The sequence below is a fragment of the Streptomyces sp. WAC04114 genome (assembly GCF_019733245.1).
In the GTDB taxonomy this organism is placed as follows: Bacteria; Actinomycetota; Actinomycetes; order Streptomycetales; family Streptomycetaceae; genus Streptomyces; species Streptomyces massasporeus_A.
Genome location: NZ_JAIGQA010000018.1, coordinates 23855 through 42483 on the forward strand (window position 1 = coordinate 23855; position 18629 = coordinate 42483).

Genomic DNA, 18629 nt, shown 5'->3' on the forward strand with positions numbered 1-18629 from the left:
CTCGCGGCCCGGCGGTGGTGAGCGCCGGTCGGTTTGACGGCCGGTTTCAGGGGGTGGGGGAGCCGGCCGGGGCGCGGAGCGGATCGTCGGCGGTGGCGTCCCGGTCGTCCAGGGAGACGTCCTTGGTCTCCTTGCCGAGCAGGAGCGCGATCAGCGTCAGCACCGCCATCGCCGAGAGGTACACACCGACCAGCCACGGTGAGCCGTCCCCGGTCTCCCACAGCGCCACGGCGATGAACGGTGCGACCGCCGCCCCGAGGATCGAGCTGACGTTGTACGAGATGCCGGAGCCGGTGTAGCGCACGCTGGTGGGGAAGAGCTCCGGCAGCAGCGCGCCCATGGGGCCGAAGGTCATGCCCATCAGGGTGAAGCCGAGCACCAGCCAGAGCACCACGCCGAGCGTGCCCAGCTCGATCAGCGGCACCCAGACCAGCCCGAAGACCACGATCCCGGCGGTGATCCAGAGCAGGGTGGCGCGCCGCCCGTACCGGTCCGCGAGCGGGCCGGAGACCAGGGTGAACGCGGCGAAGAACAGCACGCCGAAGATCATCATGAGCACGAACGTCGTGTAGCCATAGCCCAGTCCGGGCACGGCGGCGTCCTTCGCGGCGCGTCCGTAGCTGAGCGAGAACGTGGTCATCAGGTAGAAGAGCACGTAGGTCGCCAGCATGATGAAGGTGCCCAGGACCAACTGCTTCCCGTGGCTGCGCACCACCGTGGCGAGCGGCAGCCGCCGCACCCCGCCCGACTCGCGGGTCCGGGCGAAGACCGCCGACTCGACGAGCCGGGAGCGCACCCACAGGCCGATCGCGACCATCACGGCGGAGAACAGGAACGGCACCCGCCAGCCCCAGCTGACGAAGGCATCCGAGGGCTGCGAGGGGTCGGCGCCGGCCGCGGACGGCAGGAGCGCACCCATGGCCAGGAACAGACCGTTGCCGATGATGAAGCCGAGCGGGGCGCCCAGTTGCGGGAAGGTGCCGTACAGGGCGCGCTTGCCGCTGGGGGCGTTCTCGGTCGCGACCAGGGCGGCACCGCTCCACTCGCCGCCGAGCGCGAAGCCCTGGGCGAGCCGCATCAGCACGAGCAGCGCGGTGGCCACCCAGCCGGCCTGGGCGTAGGTGGGCAGGACGCCGATGAGGAACGTGGCGATGCCCATGGTCAGGAGCGAGACGACGAGCGTCTTCTTGCGGCCGAGCCGGTCACCGAGGTGCCCGAAGACGACGGCGCCGATCGGGCGGGCGACCATCGCGGCACCGAACACCGCGAAGGACGACAGCAGCGCGGTGGTCGGGTCGCTGCTCGGGAAGAACAGCTGGGGGAAGACGAGCACCGCGGCGGTCGCGTAGATGTAGAAGTCGTAGAACTCGATCGTCGTGCCGATGAGGCTGGCGACGAGGACGCGGGACCTCGGGTTGACGGGCGTGGGGGCTGAACCGGTGGCTGGTGCGGGCATCGTTCGGTCTTTCACGTGTGAAACATGGGTCCTACAACGATGTCAGCCATCTTGATTTCCGGTATTGCCATCTCGCATGGCAAGACGCCCGCCGCCCGGGCTCAGCACTCGATGATGTTCACCGCCAGCCCGCCCCGGGCCGTCTCCTTGTACTTGACCGACATGTCCGCGCCGGTGTCCTTCATCGTCTTGATGACCTTGTCCAGGGACACCTTGTGGGAGCCGTCGCCGCGCATCGCCATGCGGGCGGCCGTGACGGCCTTGACCGCGGCCATGCCGTTGCGCTCGATGCAGGGGATCTGAACCAGGCCGCCGACCGGGTCACAGGTGAGGCCGAGGTTGTGCTCCATGCCGATCTCGGCGGCGTTCTCGACCTGCTCGGGCGAGCCGCCGAGGACCTCGGCCAGGGCGCCCGCGGCCATGGAGCAGGCGGAGCCGACCTCGCCCTGGCAGCCGACCTCGGCGCCGGAGATGGAGGCGTTCTCCTTGAAGAGCATGCCGATCGCGCCCGCGGCGAGCAGGAAGCGGACCACGCCCTCCTCGTCGGCCCCCGGCACGAAGTTGACGTAGTAGTGCAGGACCGCCGGGATGATGCCGGCGGCGCCATTGGTGGGGGCGGTGACGACCCGGCCGCCGGCGGCGTTCTCCTCGTTGACCGCCATGGCGTAGAGGGTGATCCACTCCATGGCGAGGGCCAGCGGGTCGCCCTCGGAGCGCAGCTTGCGCGCGGTGTTCGCGGCCCGGCGGCGCACCTTGAGGCCGCCCGGCAGGATGCCCTCCTGGGACAGTCCGCGCGCCACGCAGTCCCGCATCACCTGCCAGATCTCCAGCAGGCCTTCGCGGATCTCCTCCTCGGTGCGCCAGGCCCGCTCGTTCTCCAGCATCAGCGCGGAGATGGACAGACCCGTCTCCTCGGTCAGGCGCAGCAGCTCGTCGCCGGTGCGGAAGGGGTACTTCAGCACGGTGTCGTCGAGCTTGATGCGGTCCGCCCCGACCGCGTCCTCGTCGACGACGAAGCCGCCGCCGACGGAGTAGTACGTCTTCGTCAGCAGCTCCGCGCCCGAGGCGTCGTACGCCCACAGGGTCATGCCGTTGGCGTGGTACGGCAGGGCCTTGCGGCGGTGCAGAACCATGTCGTCGTCGAAGGAGAACGCGATCTCGTGCTCGCCGAGCAGGTTCAGGCGGCCGCCGGTCTTGATCGCCTCCACCCGCTCGTCCGCGCTCGACACGTCGACCGTGCGCGGCGAGTCGCCCTCCAGGCCGAGCAGCACCGCCTTGGGGGTGCCGTGGCCGTGGCCGGTCGCGCCCAGCGAGCCGTACAGCTCCGCGCGGACCTGTGCGGTCGGGGCCAGCAGCTCCTCGTTGCGCAGCCGCCGGGCGAACATGCGGGCCGCCCGCATCGGACCGACGGTGTGGGAACTGGACGGGCCGATGCCGATCGAGAACAGGTCGAAGACCGAGATGGCCACGGGGGAACTCCTGACTACATGGGTGGTGCAGAGGGGGTGGGCGCCGCGACCGCTTGTGGCGGGCGCGGCGCCCGAAAGGTTTCTTCGCGGCCGTCGCCGGCCGCGAAGCGTTACGTGTTCAGACCCGGGTACAGCGGGTGCTTGTCGGCCAGGGCCTTCACCCGGGCCTTGAGGGCCTCCGCGTCGTAGGACGGCTTCAGCGCCTCGGCGATGACGTCCGCGACCTCCGCGAAGTCCTCGGCGGCGAAGCCCCGGGTCGCCAGCGCCGGCGTGCCGATCCGCAGACCGGACGTCACCATCGGCGGACGCGGGTCGTTCGGGATCGCGTTCCGGTTGACCGTGATGCCCACCTCGTGGAGGCGGTCCTCGGCCTGCTGACCGTCCAGCTCCGAGTGGCGCAGGTCGACCAGGACCAGGTGCACGTCCGTGCCGCCGGACAGGACGTCCACGCCCACGGCCCGGACGTCGTCCTTCACCAGACGCTCGGCCAGGATGCGGGCACCGTCCAGCGTACGGCGCTGGCGCTCCTTGAAGTCCTCCGAGGCGGCGACCTTGAAGGAGACCGCCTTGGCCGCGATCACGTGCTCCAGCGGGCCGCCCTGCTGACCGGGGAAGACGGCGGAGTTGATCTTCTTGGCCAGTTCGGCCGTGGAGAGGATCACACCGCCGCGCGGGCCGCCGAGGGTCTTGTGGGTCGTGGTGGTGACCACGTGCGCGTGCGGCACCGGGTTCGGGTGCAGCCCGGCCGCGACCAGCCCGGCGAAGTGGGCCATGTCGACCATCAGGTACGCGCCGACCTCGTCCGCGATCCGGCGGAACGCGGCGAAGTCCAGCTGCCGCGGGTAGGCCGACCAGCCGGCGACGATCAGCTTCGGCTTGGACTCCTTGGCCAGCCGCTCGACCTCGGCCATGTCCACCCGGCCGTCGTCGCCCACGTGGTAGGCGACGACGTCGTAGAGCTTGCCGGAGAAGTTGATCTTCATGCCGTGGGTCAGGTGCCCGCCGTGCGCGAGGTTCAGCCCCATGATGGTGTCGCCCGGCTTGAGCAGCGCGAACATCGCGGCGGCGTTGGCCTGGGCGCCCGAGTGCGGCTGGACGTTGGCGTGCTCGGCGCCGAACAGCTCCTTGACGCGGTCGATCGCGATCTGCTCGACCACGTCGACGTGCTCGCAGCCGCCGTAGTAGCGGCGGCCGGGGTAGCCCTCGGCGTACTTGTTGGTGAGGACCGAGCCCTGCGCCTCCATGACCGCGACCGGAGCGAAGTTCTCCGAGGCGATCATCTCCAGCGTGGACTGCTGACGGTGCAGCTCGGCGTCGACCGCGGCGGCGACCGCCGGGTCGAGCTCGTGCAGGGGTGTGTTCAGGACGGACATACGACTCCCTCAGCCCGCGGAGAACGCGGTGTACTCGTCGGCGGAGAGCAGGTCGCCCGGCTCGTCCGTGACCCGCACCTTGAACAGCCAGCCGCCCTCGAAGGGGGCCGAGTTCACCAGCGACGGGTCGTTCACGACGTCCTCGTTGACCTCGGTGATCTCACCGGAGACCGGGGAGTACAGGTCGGACACCGACTTGGTCGACTCCAGCTCGCCGCAGGTCTCGCCGGCGGACACCGAGTCGCCCACCTCGGGAAGCTGGACGAACACGACGTCACCGAGCGCGTTGGCCGCGTGCTCCGTGATGCCGACCGTCGAGACGCCGTCCTCGGCGGCCGACAGCCACTCGTGCTCCTTGCTGTAGCGCAGCTCTTTGGGGTTGCTCATGGCCTGGATTCTCCTGTACGCGCGGGAGTGCTGTGGAAAGGGGGACTGCTGGTGAGCTGGGACGACGGGCACGGGGTCGCTGCCGCGGCCCTTCGGCCAGTGTCTACTTCTGGCGCTTGTAGAACGGCAGCGCCACGACCTCGTACGGCTCGTGACTGCCCCGGATGTCCACACCGACACCGGCCGTGCCCGGCGTGGAGTACATGGCGTCGACGTAGGCCATCGCGATCGGCTTGCCCAGCGTGGGGGAGGGGGCCCCGGAGGTGACCTCGCCGATCACCTTGCCCTCGGCGACGACCGCGTACCCGGCGCGCGGGACCCGGCGGCCCTCGGCGATCAGGCCGACCAGCACGCGCGGCGGCTCGTGATTCGCGTTCTCCGCGGCCTCGCGCAGGGCCTCACGCCCCACGAAGTCGCCCTCCTTCTCGAACTTCACCACCCGGCCGAGCCCGGCGTCGAAGGGCGTGAGGGAGGTCGTCAGCTCGTGCCCGTACAGCGGCATGCCCGCCTCCAGGCGCAGCGTGTCGCGGCAGGACAGCCCGCACGGGACGAGGCCGACGCCCTCGCCGGCCTTGGTCAGGGCCTGCCACAGCTCGACCGCGTGCTCCGGCTTCACGAACAGCTCGAAGCCGTCCTCGCCGGTGTAGCCGGTCCGGGCGATCAGGGCCGGGACGCCCGCGACCGTGCCGGGCAGCCCGGCGTAGTACTTCAGGCCGTCGAGGTCGGCGTCGGTCAGGGACTTCAGGATCCCCGGCGACTGCGGCCCCTGGACGGCGAGCAGCGCGTAGGCGTCCCGGTCGTCGCGCACCTCGGCGTCGAAGCCGGCGGCGCGCTCGGTCAGCGCGTCCAGCACCACCTGGGCGTTGGAGGCGTTCGCGACGACCATGTACTCGCTCTCGCCGAGGCGGTAGACGATCAGGTCGTCCAGGATGCCGCCGTCGGCCCGGCAGATCATGGTGTAGCGGGCCCGGCCCGGCTTCACGCCCCCGATGTTGCCCACCAGGGCGAAGTCCAGCAGCGCGGCGGCCTGCGGTCCGGTGACGGTGATCTCGCCCATGTGGGAGAGGTCGAAGAGGCCGGCCTTCGTGCGCACGGCGATGTGCTCGTCGCGCTCGGAGCCGTAGCGCAGGGGCATGTCCCAGCCGGCGAAGTCGGTCATCGTCGCGCCGAGCGAACGATGCAGGGCATCGAGCGCGGTGTGACGGAGTTCTCCTGTACTGCTCACGGTCGGTCGTCTCCCAAGGCAAATGGGGGTCCCTCCCGCGCGAGCGAAGCCGAGCGTGGGGGAGGGCGAGGTCGTTCCTCCCCATCTGTCATCGGAACCTGAGAGGTTCGCCATGACCACACGGGACACGGCTTGCACCTTGGGTGGAGCCACCGGTGGCCGGTGACTCGCTTTTCAGATGTGCCTCGCCCGCGCGGTAACGGGGCCTGAGAGATTCAAGGGAGGGACTTGCTCCTTCGGCGCCCCAGCTCTTGCGGTGCTGGGGACTCTCCCGCGCGGATTCAAACGGCCGGTATGCAGTTGGCGCGCACATCATTGCACGCATCCTTCCGGCGCGGCAGGGGGACCTTTCACAGGGAGTGCACGAGTCCCGCGCGCCGGACACAGCGACCTGTAGCAGCCCTGTTGCAGGACGAGAACGTAAATGAGAGGCCTGCCGCATTACCTTCTCTTTACACTCGGCGGGGATGGGACTCCGTACCTGGCCCCAGGGGAGGACGATCACGGTGAACAGGACCACCGCGTACGCGACGACGGGCATCGCGCCGCCCGAGCAGCCGGCCGCAGCTCCGGTCCGGGCGGTCCGCGCCCCGGCGCCGGCGCCGGTCGTCCGCGACCTGCGCGACCGCCCCGGGGGCGGCCCGCACGCGCTGCTGTTCGGCCCCCGCGACCTCGTCGTGGTCACGGGCCTGCCCGGCAGCGGCAAGTCGACGCTGATGCGGCGCACCGTGCCGGGCCGGCGCATCGACTCCCAGGACACCCGCGACCGCTGGGAGCGCCGCATGCCGCGCGCCCTGCCGTACGCGCTCTACCGCCCCCTCGTCCGCCTCTCCCACTACGCCGGGCTGCGCCGCGCCCTGCGCACCGGGGACGGCGTCGTCGTGCACGACTGCGGCACCCAGGCCTGGGTCCGCCGCTGGCTCGCCCGCGAGGCCCGCCGCCGGGGCGGCACGCTCCACCTGCTCCTCCTCGACGTCACCCCCGAGCAGGCCCTGGCCGGTCAGCGCGACCGCGGCCGCGGCGTCTCGCGCTACGCGTTCCTGCGCCACCGCGCGGCGAGCAACCGCCTCCTTCGCGCGGTCGAGCGCGGCGACCTCCCCACCGGCTGCGGCTCGGCCGTCCTCGCCGACCGGGACACGGCGAACGCCCTGCACAGAATCGGCTTCACGGGCTGAGCCCGCGCCGTCCCGCGCAGTCCCGGTTCCCGATGCCCCCGGGCGTCCGTCAGCCGTTAGCCTTTTGAGCCACAGCAGTGGTTCCAGGCAGGCGGTAGGCAGATGGACATCCCGGCGGACTTCTCCGCGGACTTCCCGGCGCAGACGCAGACGCACCCGCACGGCGGTTGGCCCGGCAACGAGCTGGAGGAGGTGCTCTCGGCCTCCCTCGGCGCCGGGCCGGCGGCCGGCGGGCGGATCGTCGAGGTGCTCGGCCGGAGCTTCGTGTGGATCCCGCTGCCCAGCGGCGGCGGCCCGCACAGCGGCCCCCTCGACCTGCCCGGCATCGAGATCGACGGCCAGGCGTTCGTGCCGGTGTTCAGCTCCGAGGAGCAGTTCCGCCAGGTCGTCGGCTCCCACATGTCGTACACCATCGCGCCCGCCGTGGAGTTCGCCCGGGGCCTGCCCCCGCACGCCGGCATAGCCGTCAACCCGGGCGGTGTGGTGGGCATCCCGCTCCCGCCGCCCGCCGTGGCCGAGCTGTGCCGGGCCGGCCGGACCCCGCTGGACGGTCCCGCGAGCGGCGGCCGGGTCCGCCTCTTCGAGCCCGACTGGCAGGACGACCCGGTGGACTTCCTCGCCGCCGCCTCCACCGAGTTCGAGGCGACCGGCGTCGTCGTCACGGCCCGCCGCTGCCTCGCCGCGATCGAGACCGCCGACCCGGTGATGTTCGTCGGCGTCGAACTCTCCCAGTGGGAAGGCGACCTGCGCGCCCTGCCCCTGGACGCCCTCACCCGGGCCGTCACTGCCGTCCCGGCCCCCTGGCAGGTCAACCTCGTCCTCCTGGACGTGGCGGAGGACCCGGTGGGAGCGTGGATGCGGGAGCGGGTCCGGCCCTTCTACCAGCGTTAGGGCAGCGCCCCAGGGGCGCGGGGCCGTATCGCCGTGCGGCTCCGCCGCGTGGGCGCGGTCAACCACACACGACCCGCACCCGCCCGACGGCACAAATCCCCGCCGCTCCCCCGCGGGCTTAAGCTAGGACACCGTCGAGGCGGTGTACGAAGGGGCGGTAAAGGTGAGCGCGAGCGGCACGGCCGCGGCCGGACAGGTCGAGCACATGCTGCGCCAGGTCACGCCCGGGCGTTACGACGCCTACGAGGCACTCCTGCGCGCGCTCGCGACCCCGCACAGCGGCCAGATCTGGATGCTCCTGTGGCACGGGCAGGCCGGCTCCCCCGACGCCCAGTACGGAAACATGGACGTCGACGGCTGCGGCTACGCCCCCTGTGTGACCTCCGCCCAGGAGCTCTCCGCCAGCGGCTGGAACCGCTCCTACGAGGTGGTCGACGGGGTCGACGTCGCCCGCGCCCTCTACCCCGACCACTACGGCCTCTGGCTCAACCCGCACGCCCCCGGCGGCGGCGTCGGCATCCCCTGGCTGGACCTGCGCAGAATCGCCACGGGCCTGGACCGCCAGCCCGCCGGCCCCCTGCGGCTGTCCGAACCCGCCATCGAGATCCCGCAGTTCTACGCCCTGCTCGCGCAGAACGCCCACCGCACCCCGGCCGTCCGGTCGTTGCGCCGGGCCTGGGTGCAGCCCGCGCTCGGGGCGCCGTACCTCGCCATCGGACTGGATGTGTACGACACCTCGCCGCCGGCCGTGGACTCGGTGCGCGCGATGATGCAGCAGTCCCTCGGCGCCGTGCCGGACGGGCTCCCCGTGTCGACCGTCGCCATGTCCGACGAACACGACCCGGTGGCCATGTGGCTGCGTGCGAAGGCCCGCCCGTTCTACGACCGCGAGGCCCACGCCACCGCCCCCGTCCAGGCCCCGGTCTCCGGCTACGGATACCCTCCCGCGCATGGCCGGTACTGACCGGCTCGAAGTCGCCCCCCGGAGCCCCTCTCGCACCACCCCCGAAGGCGACAACCGCTCAGCTCTCCGCGCGTAGATAGGGGAGGAAAGCGCCAGTATGTCCTAGAATGCCCCTGTCTTGGCGCGTCCGACCCCCGCTACCCGCTGTCCGGATAACGGAACCCCCCAGACAGCATCACGTTTACGCATCCTTTCACCGCCAAGTCTGGCAACAGATCGCCAAAGCGTTGAAGACTCCCCGCAAGACACGGGCCCGGTCGGTCTTGTGTACGAGACAAACAAAACCGCTACAGCGGCAGCCAGGGGCTCGGCGATCGCCGGCCCGAGAGGGGTCAATCGCACCGTGACCGCACCCATCGAGACCACCGGGGCGGAAGCCGGAGCACAGCCCGAGGCCGTGCTCTCCGGGGTCAAGAAGAGCCAGATCGAGGGTCGCTCGCTCACCCAGATCGCCTGGATGCGCTTCAAGCGGGACAAGGTGGCGATGGCGGGCGGCATCGTCGTCATCCTGCTCACGCTGCTGGCGGTGTTCTCCAAGCCGATCCAGTGGATCTTCAACCTCGATCCCAACAAGTTCAACCAGGACCTCATCGACCCCGCGCTGCTCGCACCCAAGGGCGGCTGGGGAGGGATGAGTTGGGACCACCCGCTCGGCGTGGACCCCCAGTACGGCCGTGACATGCTCGCCCGCATCATCGACGGCTCCTGGGTCTCCCTCCTGGTCGCGGGCGGCGCCACGCTGCTGTCCGTGTGCATCGGCACCGTGCTCGGTGTCGTCGCCGGCTACTACGGCGGCTGGATCGACAGTGTGATCAGCAGGCTCATGGACACGTTCCTGGCCTTCCCCCTGCTGCTGTTCGCGATCTCGATCTCCGCCTCGGTGCAGGACGGGTTCTTCGGCCTCGAAGGCCTGCCGCTGCGCATCTGTGTGCTGATCTTCGTGATCGGCTTCTTCAGCTGGCCGTACATCGGCCGCATCGTGCGCGCCCAGACGATGACCCTGCGCAAGCGGGAGTTCATCGAGGCCGCCACGAGCCTCGGGGCACGCGGCCCGTACGTCCTGTTCCGGGAGCTCCTCCCGAACCTCGTCGCGCCGATCCTCGTCTACTCGACGCTGATCATCCCGACGAACATCCTGTTCGAGGCCGCGCTGAGCTTCCTCGGCGTCGGTATCGCTCCGCCGCAGGCTTCCTGGGGCGGCATGCTCAGCAACGCTGTGGATCTCTACACGGCTGATCCGCAGTACATGTTCGTGCCCGGACTGGCGATCTTCATCACCGTCCTGGCCTTCAACCTGCTGGGTGACGGGCTGCGTGACGCCCTCGACCCTCGCAGCAAGTGATCCATCTAATGAGGGGGCTTCCTCAGGTGAAGACGAGAAGGGTGACCGCCGGCGTTGCGTCGGTCCTGGCACTGTCGCTGGGTGCTGCCGCGTGCGGCGGCGGAGGTGACGACAACGACGGGGGAGGCAACGGCAAGAAGGACGCCGCGCTGAACTCGATCGTCAACGCGTCGGACAAGAAGGGAGGGACGGTCACGTACGAGCACTCGGACGTGCCGGACTCCCTCGACCCGGGCAACACGTACTACGGCTGGGTGCAGAACTTCTCCCGCCTCTACGGCCGGACGCTCACCACGTTCAAGCCGGCGGCGGGCAAGGAAGGCCTGGAGGTCGTGCCGGACCTCGCCGAGGGACTCGGCAAGTCCAGCCCGGACGCCAAGACCTGGACGTACAAGCTGCGTGCGGGTGTGAAGTTCCAGGACGGCACCCCGGTGACGTCCAAGGACGTCAAGTACGCCATCGAGCGCTCCAACTTCGCGCCCGAGGCACTGTCCAACGGCCCGACGTACTTCAAGGCGTACCTCGAGGGCGGTGACAAGTACCAGGGTCCCTACAAGGACAAGTCCGCCGAGGGCATCAAGTCCATCGAGACGCCGGACGACCGGACGATCGTCTTCAAGCTGAAGCAGCCGTTCGCCGACTTCGACTACCTGGCGACGTTCTCGCAGACGGCCCCCGTGCCACAGGCGAAGGACACCGGTGCGAAGTACGTCCAGGCCATCCAGTCCACGGGCCCGTACCAGTTCCAGTCCTACGAGGAGGGCCGCGGCGCCACCCTCGTGCGCAACAAGCAGTGGGACGCCAAGTCGGACCCGATCCGCAAGGCCCTGCCGGACAAGATCACGATCAAGTTCAAGGTCAACCCGGTCACGGTCGACAACAACCTGCTCTCCGACAAGATCACGGCTGACGCGGCCGGCACGGGTGTGCAGCCGCAGACCCAGCCGAAGGTGCTGCGCGGCAAGTACGCCAACCAGACGGACAGCTCCTACGCGGGCGCCACGCAGTACATCGCGCTCAACGTGAACGTGAAGCCGTTCGACAACGCCGAGTGCCGCAAGGCCGTTCAGTGGGGCCTCGACAAGCAGTCGGTGCTCGACGCCATGGGCGGTTCCCCGAAGGGCGACGTGGCGACCACGCTGCTGCCGCCGTCGGTGAACGGCTACACCAAGTTCGACACCTACGCGACCGAGGGTCACAAGGGTGACGTGGCCAAGGCCAAGGCGGCCCTGAAGGCGTGCGGCAAGCCCAACGGCTTCAACACGATCCTGACGGCTCGTTCCGACCGCCCCGCCGAGGTCGCCGCGGCGACCGCCATCCAGGCGTCGCTGAAGAAGATCGGCATCAACGTCGAGATCAAGCAGTTCCCCTCCGGCAAGTACTTCTCGAACTTCGCCGGTGTCCCGAGCTACGTCCACGACAACAAGCTCGGCATGCTCTCGATGGCGTGGGGTGCCGACTGGCCGACCGGCTACGGCTTCCTCGACCAGATCGTCAACGGTGCTGCCATCAAGCCCTCGGGCGGCAACAACCTGATGGAACTGGACGACCCGAAGATCAACAAGGCCCTGACGGACGCGATCGCCAACACCGACGACGCGGCCCGCACCAAGGCCTGGGGTGACATCGACAAGATGGTCCTCGACAACGCCTCGGTCGTCCCGCTGGTCTACCGCAAGAACCTGCTGCTGCGGCCGACGTCCGCGACGAACGTCACGGTCACGCAGGCCTACCTCGGCATGTACGACTACCTGCTGATGAGCTCCTCGAAGTAATTCAGCAGGCCGGATCCTTTCGAAAGGCAGGTGAAGGCACCGGGTGGCCGCGGCGGACGATCCCGCCGCGGCCACCCGGGGCCGTACAGCTGTGGCTGCGTACATCCTCCGACGCGTCATGGGCGCAGTGCTGTTGCTGCTGGTGGTCAGCGCAGTCACCTTCGCCATCTTCTTCCTGGTACCCCGCATCGGCGGGCAGACGGCCGACCAGTTGGCCACCCAGTACGTGGGCAAGGACGCGAACCCCGCATCCGTCGCCGCGATCAAGCAGAACCTGGGTCTGGACCAACCGCTCTACGTCCAGTACTGGGACTTCCTCAAGGGCCTCGTGGTGGGCGCCGACTACAAGTTCGGTCCCGACGCGACGCACTGCAGCGCACCCTGCTTCGGGTACTCCTTCAAGAGCCACATCGAGGTGTGGCCGCAGTTGGAGCAGCGGATCCCCGTCTCCTTCTCGCTGGCCGTCGGTGCGGCGGTGATCTGGCTGGTCACCGGCGTGACGACCGGCGTGATCTCGGCGCTGCGCAAGGGCAAGCCGATCGACCGCTTCTCCATGTTCATCGCGCTCGCCGGCGTCTCCCTGCCGATCTTCTTCACCGGTCAGATCCTGCTCGCGCTCTTCGTCTACGAGATCCCGATCTGGGAGAGCATCGACTACGTCCCGTTCACGGACAACCCGGCCGAATGGGCCTGGCACCTGATGCTGCCCTGGATCAGCCTCGCGTTCCTCTTCTCCGCGCTCTACGCCCGGCTCACCCGGGCGGGCATGCTGGAGACGATGAGCGAGGACTACATCAGAACGGCCAGGGCCAAGGGTCTCAAGGAGACCACGGTCGTGGCCAAGCACGGCCTGCGCTCCGCGCTCACCCCGATCGTCACCATCTTCGGCATGGACTTCGGCACCCTGGTCGGCACCGCGGTGCTCACCGAGACCGTGTTCTCCCTCCAGGGCATCGGTGCCTACTCCGTCCAGGCCATCAAGGACAACGACCTGCCCATCGTGATGGGCGTGACCCTGGTCGCCGCGTTCTTCATCGTCTTCTGCAATCTGATCGTCGACCTGGTGTACGCCGCCATCGACCCCCGGGTGAGGTACTCGTGAGCAAGCTCGACAAAGCCGCGCTCGGCGAACCGGACACCACGCCTGCGTCCGAACCGGACGACGTGTTCCTGTCCGTCCGTGATCTGCGCATCCACTTCGACACCGACGACGGCCTGGTCAAGTCCGTCGACGGCGTCAGCTTCGACGTGCGCAAGGGCAAGACCCTGGGCATCGTGGGCGAGTCCGGCTCCGGCAAGTCGGTCACCTCGCTCGGCGTGATGGGCCTGCACCGCTCGGCGCGCGCCAAGGTCACCGGCGAGGTCTGGCTCGACGGCCAGGAGCTGATCGCGGCCGACCCCGACGAGGTACGGCGGCTGCGCGGCCGGAAGATGGCCATGATCTTCCAGGACCCGCTGTCGGCGATGCACCCCTACTACTCCGTGGGGCAGCAGATCGTCGAGGCGTACCGCGTCCACCACGACGTCAGCAAGAAGGTCGCCCGGCAGCGGGCGATCGAGATGCTCGACCGGGTCGGCATCCCCGAGCCCGCCAAGCGCGTCGACGGCTACCCGCACGAGTTCTCCGGCGGTATGCGCCAGCGCGCCATGATCGCGATGGCGCTGGTGAACAACCCCGAGCTGCTCATCGCCGACGAGCCGACCACCGCCCTGGACGTCACCGTGCAGGCGCAGATCCTGGACCTGATCCACGATCTGCAGAAGGAGTTCGGCTCCGCGGTCATCATGATCACCCACGACCTGGGTGTGGTCGCCGAGATGGCCGACGACCTGCTGGTCATGTACGGCGGCCGGTGCGTGGAGCGCGGCCCCGCCGAGGACGTGTTCTCCGAGCCCCGCCACCCCTACACCTGGGGCCTGCTCGGCTCGATGCCGCGTCTGGACCGCGAGGAGACCGACCGGCTCATCCCGATCAAGGGTGCGCCGCCCTCCCTCATCAACCTCCCGTCCGGCTGCGCCTTCCACCCGCGCTGCCCGTACGCGGACATCCCGAAGGACAACGTCACCCGCACGGTCCGCCCCGAGCTGACCGAGGTCGGCGGCTCGCACTGGGCCGCCTGCCATATGACGCAGGAGCAGCGGGAGCGTATCTGGACCGAAGAGATTGCGCCGAAGCTGTGAGCGACGACAAAACGGTGAGCACACCGGACACCAGCGGGAGCACCCTCACCAAGGGCACCACCGCCGACGGCGAGGTCCTGCTGAAGGTGACCGGCCTTCAGAAGCACTTCCCGATCCGCAAGGGCCTGCTCCAGCGGCAGACCGGCGCGGTGCGTGCCGTCGACGGCATCGACTTCGAGGTGCGCAAGGGCGAGACGCTCGGCGTCGTCGGTGAGTCGGGCTGCGGCAAGTCCACCATGGGCCGGCTGATCACCCGGCTGCTCGAACCGACCGGCGGCTCGGTCGAGTTCGAGGGCCAGGACATCACGCACCTGAAGACCGGCGAGCTGCGCCCCATGCGCCGCGACGTGCAGATGATCTTCCAGGACCCGTACTCCTCGCTGAACCCCCGCCACACGATCGGCACGATCGTCGGCGCCCCCTTCCGGCTCCAGGGCGTCGAGCCCGAGGGCGGTGTGAAGAAGGAGGTCCAGCGGCTGCTGTCGGTGGTCGGCCTCAACCCCGAGCACTACAACCGCTACCCGCACGAGTTCTCCGGCGGCCAGCGCCAGCGCATCGGCATCGCCCGCGCGCTCGCGCTCAACCCCAAGCTGGTGGTGGCCGACGAGCCGGTCTCCGCGCTGGACGTGTCGATCCAGGCGCAGGTGGTGAACCTGCTGGACGACCTCCAGGAGGAGCTGGGCCTGACGTACGTGATCATCGCGCACGACCTGTCGGTCGTCCGGCACGTCTCGGACCGGATCGCGGTGATGTACCTCGGCAAGATCGTCGAGCTGGCCGAACGCGACCAGCTGTACAAGTCCCCGATGCACCCGTACTCCAAGGCCCTGCTGTCGGCTGTGCCGATTCCGGACCCGAAGCGCCGGGGCGCCAAGAGCGAGCGCATCCTGCTCAAGGGCGACGTGCCCTCGCCGATCGCCCCGCCGAGCGGTTGCCGCTTCCACACCCGGTGCTGGAAGGCGACGGAGATCTGCAAGACGACCGAGCCGCCGCTCAAGGAGCTGCGGGCCGGGCAGCAGGTCGCCTGTCACCACCCGGAGAACTTCGCGGACCAGCAGCCGCAGGACACCAAGCTGCTGTTGTCGGCGCACGGGGCGGCCGCGGAGAACACCGTGGAGAAGACCGCGGGGGACGACGCCGCGACCGTGGAGAAGTGACTCCGGCCGGTCCGGAAGCGAGTCCACCCGAGCCCCCGCCCTCGTACATCAGGGCGGGGGCTCACCCGTGGGTGAAAATGAGCGGGTGCTCCAGCAACTCTTCAGCCCGTCCGTCCAGCACACGCTCGACCTGATCGGCATCTTCGTCTTCGCGATCTCCGGCGCCCTGCTGGCCGTGCGCAAGAACTTCGACGTGTTCGGCATGGCCGTGCTCGCCGAGGTCACCGCGCTGGGCGGAGGACTGTTCCGGGACCTGGTCATCGGGGCCGTACCGCCCGCCGCCTTCACGGACCTGGGGTACTTCCTCACCCCGCTGCTCGCCACCCTCCTGGTCTTCTTCCTGCACCCCCAGGTCGAGCGCATCCAGGTCGCGGTGAACGTCTTCGACGCGGCCGGCCTCGGCCTGTTCTGCGTCGCCGGCACGATCAAGGCGTACGAGTACGGGCTCGGTCTGACCGCCTCGGCGGGACTCGGGCTGACCACCGCCGTGGGCGGCGGTGTGCTGCGGGACGTCCTCGCCAACGAGGTGCCCTCACTGCTGCGCTGGGACCGCGACCTGTACGCGGTTCCGGCGATCGTCGGCTCCGCGCTGATCGCCCTGTGCATCCGCTACGACGTCCTGAACCCGCTCACCAGCGGCCTCGCCGTGATCACCGCCTTCGTACTGCGCCTGCTCGCGATGCGGTACCACTGGCGAGCTCCGCGGGCGTGGCACCGCCGGTCGACGGTGAGCGAGGAGGAGCAGCCCGTCCTGCCGTGACGGGGCGGAGGTCCGTCTCCTGGGTCAGCCACCGGAAAACCGACACTTACCGAGAAATTGCCCGTGTCTCACCAAGACGTGACCCTGGCCCGGGATGGAAAAGCTACCGCTTAGTAGTTAGTTCTTGTACTGTTCAGCCATGCCAGAAGCAGCCACCACCCCGGCCGCCCGGGCCACGATCGGCGACAGCGAGTTCGACCGCGACACCGCGCTCACCCGCCGCGCGCCGGGCGTCTACGACATCGACCTCTCCGCCGGCTGGACGATCATCAGCGCCGTCAACGGCGGCTATCTGCTGGCCGTCCTGGGCCGCGCCCTCGCGGACGCCCTGCCGCACGCCGATCCCTTCACGATCTCGGCGCACTACCTGACCGCGTCCCAGCCCGGCCCGGCGGTCGTCCGCACGGACGTCGTCCGCACCGGCCGCACCCTGTCGACCGGCCAGGCCTCCCTCTTCCAGTACGACGACGAGGGCCGCGAGGTGGAACGCATCCGCGTCCTCGCCTCCTACGGCGACCTGGACACCCTGCCCGACGACGTCCGTACGACGGCCCTGCCGCCCGCGATCCCGCCGCCGGCGCACTGCTTCGGCCCGGAGGACGGACCCGCCCCGGTCGACGGCAGCTCGGCCATCACCGACCGGCTGATGCTCAAGCTGGACCCGTCGACCCTGGGCTGGGCCCTCGGGCAGCCCTCCGGCAAGGGCGAGATGCGCGCCTGGTTCGGCCTCGCGGACGGACGCGACCCCGATCCGCTCTCCCTGCTGCTCGCGGTGGACGCGCTGCCGCCCACCGCCTTCGAGATCGGCCTGAAGGGCTGGGTGCCGACCGTCGAGCTGACCGTGCACGTCCGCTGCCGTCCGGCGCCGGGCCCGTTGCGGGTGTCCATCGTCACGCGCAACCTCGCCGGTGGCTTCCTGGAGGAGGACGCCGAGGTGTGGGACAGCGCGGACCGGCTGGTCGCACAGTCCCGGCAGCTGGCGCGGGCCCGGCTGGGCTGAACTCCGGCGTATTGACAGGCAGGTCACAGGGCAGGCCCAAGGGAGGCCCAGGCGGGGTTGGTTGAGTCCCCGGGGTTCCTTCCGGAGCTCCCTCCGGGGCCTTTTGAAGGCCGAGCCCGGTCCGACCGGGGTACGGCAGGGGCGGCGCGCCCGGCGAACGGGTGCGCCGCCCCTGTGCGTTGTCACGAGGGTGGTGTCGATCCGGCCGGTGATGGCGGCCGAGGGTGTCAATCCAGCCAATGATGGCGGCCGAGGCCGATCAGCCGCATCTGGCGGGCCGCCAGCTGTGCGACCTGCCGGGTCCGCTCCGGGCGCTCCTGCCGCGGCCCTTCGAGGGCCTCCAGGAACAGCGACGCCGTGCTCAGCATCTGGTCGACGTAGAGATACGCGAGCATCAGCAGGTCGTCCTCGCTCCAGCCCTCGGACACCGGGTCCTTGGCCAGTTCGTCCTTGACCTCCTCGGCGAACCGGACGAGTTGGTCCCGTATCGCCTCCCGGACCGGCTGAACTCCGCCATGTCGTTCACGGGCGATGAACCGGACATGGGCGGGGTACCCGTCGACGTGACGGGCGATCAGATCGATGGTGCGCGTGACGCGTTCCTCGCGGTCGCCCGTCGTGGACACCGTCGTCCGGATCATCGGGTGCAGGCTGCCCAGCGCCTCCTCGACCAGGGCCACGCCCAGATCCGCCGTGGAGCGGAAGTGGCGGTAGAAGGCGGTCGGGGCGACGCCGACCGCGCGGGTTACCTCGCGCAGTCCCAGGCTGCTCAGGCTCTGCTCCTCCAGCAGCGCCAGGGCCGCGTCCAGGAGTGCCTGCCGGGTCTTCTGCTTCTGGGCCTGCCGGATGCCGAGGGTGTGACTCATACCATGCAGTTAACAACTGTTCTCTGGAATTGGAAAGTCATGAGAGACGTTAGACTGGGAAGTCAGTGAACAACTGTAACTACAAGCGTTCACCCAAACCTTGGGGGCTGTTACCCGTGCTGTTCATCGTCGCCGCGCTCCTGCTGCTGGGTGTCGTCCTGGGCACCGTCGCGCACGCGCCGCTCACCTTCTCCGTCGCCGTCGGCGCCGTCATCGCCGTCTGGCTCGGCATCTTCGCGGTCCGCGAGCGCGGCCGCCGGCGCCACACCCAGGCCCACTGACGGCGACGCCGTTCACCGTCCCTCCGAACCGACTTCGGGAGTCGATCACCATGCAGCTCACCGCTCCGGCCTCGCGCCGCACCGGTATCCGTGACACCGACGGCATGGCCGTCGCGTCCTTCATCCTCGGCCTGCTCGGCCTGCTCGTGCTCAACCTCTTCCTCGGCCCGATCGCCATCGTGCTGGCGAGCGTCGCCCTGTGGCGCGGCACCGAGCGCCGTGGCCGCGCCCTGCTGGGCCTGGGCCTGGGCGTCGCCGACCTGCTGGTCCTCGCCGCCTTCATGGAGTTCGACAGCACCATCTCGTGGAGCTTCTGAGCCGCCGTCG

The 18629-nt window shown here is 69.7% G+C and carries 18 protein-coding genes and 1 riboswitch; of the genes, 12 read left to right on the forward strand and 6 right to left on the reverse strand.

The genetic code is table 11. The features are described 5' to 3' along the window. Nucleotides 1–46 precede the first annotated feature (46 nt). The 5 genes from K4G64_RS07980 to gcvT form a co-directional block, all read right to left on the reverse strand. Entirely contained in the window at nucleotides 47–1456 is a 1410-nt protein-coding gene (locus K4G64_RS07980; RefSeq protein ID WP_221755322.1) for an MFS transporter, read from the reverse strand. 101 nt (nucleotides 1457–1557) lie between these two features. Next, nucleotides 1558–2925, reverse strand: coding sequence for an L-serine ammonia-lyase (locus K4G64_RS07985; protein WP_221755323.1), 1368 nt, complete (start codon nucleotides 2923–2925; stop codon nucleotides 1558–1560). A 110-nt stretch (nucleotides 2926–3035) separates the two neighbouring features. Further along, nucleotides 3036–4298 (reverse strand): serine hydroxymethyltransferase, encoded by a 1263-nt coding sequence (gene glyA, locus K4G64_RS07990; RefSeq protein WP_221755324.1) that lies wholly within the window; start codon nucleotides 4296–4298, stop codon nucleotides 3036–3038. A gap of 9 nt (nucleotides 4299–4307) precedes the next feature. Continuing rightward, complete coding sequence (gene gcvH, locus K4G64_RS07995; protein WP_221755325.1) at nucleotides 4308–4685, reverse strand: glycine cleavage system protein GcvH; 378 nt, start codon at nucleotides 4683–4685, stop codon at nucleotides 4308–4310. Nucleotides 4686–4788: 103 nt separating this feature from the next. Next, the gene (gcvT, locus tag K4G64_RS08000; RefSeq protein WP_221755326.1) at nucleotides 4789–5910 is read right to left on the reverse strand and encodes a glycine cleavage system aminomethyltransferase GcvT; all 1122 of its coding nucleotides are present in this window, start codon (nucleotides 5908–5910) and stop codon (nucleotides 4789–4791) included. 184 nt (nucleotides 5911–6094) lie between these two features. Then, nucleotides 6095–6194, reverse strand: a riboswitch (glycine riboswitch). Nucleotides 6195–6416: 222 nt separating this feature from the next. Here gcvT and K4G64_RS08005 point away from each other — a divergent pair. The 10 genes from K4G64_RS08005 to K4G64_RS08050 all read left to right on the forward strand — a co-directional run bounded on the left by K4G64_RS08005 (nucleotide 6417) and on the right by K4G64_RS08050 (nucleotide 17155). Continuing rightward, on the forward strand, nucleotides 6417–7085 hold the full coding sequence (locus tag K4G64_RS08005) for an AAA family ATPase (RefSeq protein ID WP_221755327.1): 669 nt from the start codon (nucleotides 6417–6419) through the stop codon (nucleotides 7083–7085). 102 nt (nucleotides 7086–7187) lie between these two features. Further along, a complete protein-coding gene (locus K4G64_RS08010; RefSeq protein ID WP_221755328.1) occupies nucleotides 7188–7976 on the forward strand; it encodes an enhanced serine sensitivity protein SseB in 789 nt (262 codons plus the stop codon). A 163-nt stretch (nucleotides 7977–8139) separates the two neighbouring features. Further along, complete coding sequence (locus K4G64_RS08015; RefSeq protein WP_221755329.1) at nucleotides 8140–8940, forward strand: enhanced serine sensitivity protein SseB C-terminal domain-containing protein; 801 nt, start codon at nucleotides 8140–8142, stop codon at nucleotides 8938–8940. Between the two features lie 343 nt (nucleotides 8941–9283). Further along, the gene (locus K4G64_RS08020; protein ID WP_221755330.1) at nucleotides 9284–10282 is read left to right on the forward strand and encodes an ABC transporter permease; all 999 of its coding nucleotides are present in this window, start codon (nucleotides 9284–9286) and stop codon (nucleotides 10280–10282) included. An 8-nt stretch (nucleotides 10283–10290) separates the two neighbouring features. Continuing rightward, entirely contained in the window at nucleotides 10291–12057 is a 1767-nt protein-coding gene (locus K4G64_RS08025) for an ABC transporter substrate-binding protein (RefSeq protein ID WP_221755331.1), read from the forward strand. Nucleotides 12058–12148: 91 nt separating this feature from the next. Beyond that, on the forward strand, nucleotides 12149–13159 hold the full coding sequence (locus K4G64_RS08030) for an ABC transporter permease (RefSeq protein ID WP_030851334.1): 1011 nt from the start codon (nucleotides 12149–12151) through the stop codon (nucleotides 13157–13159). Beyond that, on the forward strand, nucleotides 13156–14238 hold the full coding sequence (locus K4G64_RS08035) for an ABC transporter ATP-binding protein (RefSeq protein WP_221755332.1): 1083 nt from the start codon (nucleotides 13156–13158) through the stop codon (nucleotides 14236–14238). Before K4G64_RS08030 ends, K4G64_RS08035 begins: the two co-directional genes overlap by 4 nt. Further along, a complete protein-coding gene (locus tag K4G64_RS08040; protein WP_221755333.1) occupies nucleotides 14235–15395 on the forward strand; it encodes an ABC transporter ATP-binding protein in 1161 nt (386 codons plus the stop codon). Before K4G64_RS08035 ends, K4G64_RS08040 begins: the two co-directional genes overlap by 4 nt. Before the next feature lie 85 nt (nucleotides 15396–15480). Further along, nucleotides 15481–16155: a trimeric intracellular cation channel family protein gene (locus K4G64_RS08045; protein WP_221755360.1), complete on the forward strand. Its 675-nt coding sequence runs from the start codon at nucleotides 15481–15483 to the stop codon at nucleotides 16153–16155. 139 nt (nucleotides 16156–16294) lie between these two features. Then, nucleotides 16295–17155 carry a thioesterase family protein gene (locus tag K4G64_RS08050; protein ID WP_221755334.1) on the forward strand — a complete coding sequence of 287 codons (861 nt, stop codon included), beginning with the start codon at nucleotides 16295–16297 and terminating at the stop codon, nucleotides 17153–17155. Nucleotides 17156–17382: 227 nt separating this feature from the next. Here K4G64_RS08050 and K4G64_RS08055 read toward each other — a convergent pair whose 3' ends face one another. Next, a complete protein-coding gene (locus tag K4G64_RS08055) occupies nucleotides 17383–18021 on the reverse strand; it encodes a TetR family transcriptional regulator (protein WP_221755335.1) in 639 nt (212 codons plus the stop codon). Between the two features lie 116 nt (nucleotides 18022–18137). Between K4G64_RS08055 and K4G64_RS08060 the strand changes: the two genes are divergently transcribed. Both K4G64_RS08060 and K4G64_RS08065 read left to right on the forward strand, forming a co-directional pair. Further along, the gene (locus K4G64_RS08060; RefSeq protein WP_221755336.1) at nucleotides 18138–18302 is read left to right on the forward strand and encodes a hypothetical protein; all 165 of its coding nucleotides are present in this window, start codon (nucleotides 18138–18140) and stop codon (nucleotides 18300–18302) included. Between the two features lie 50 nt (nucleotides 18303–18352). Further along, nucleotides 18353–18619 (forward strand): hypothetical protein, encoded by a 267-nt coding sequence (locus tag K4G64_RS08065; RefSeq protein WP_031103607.1) that lies wholly within the window; start codon nucleotides 18353–18355, stop codon nucleotides 18617–18619. Nucleotides 18620–18629: the final 10 nt, after the last annotated feature.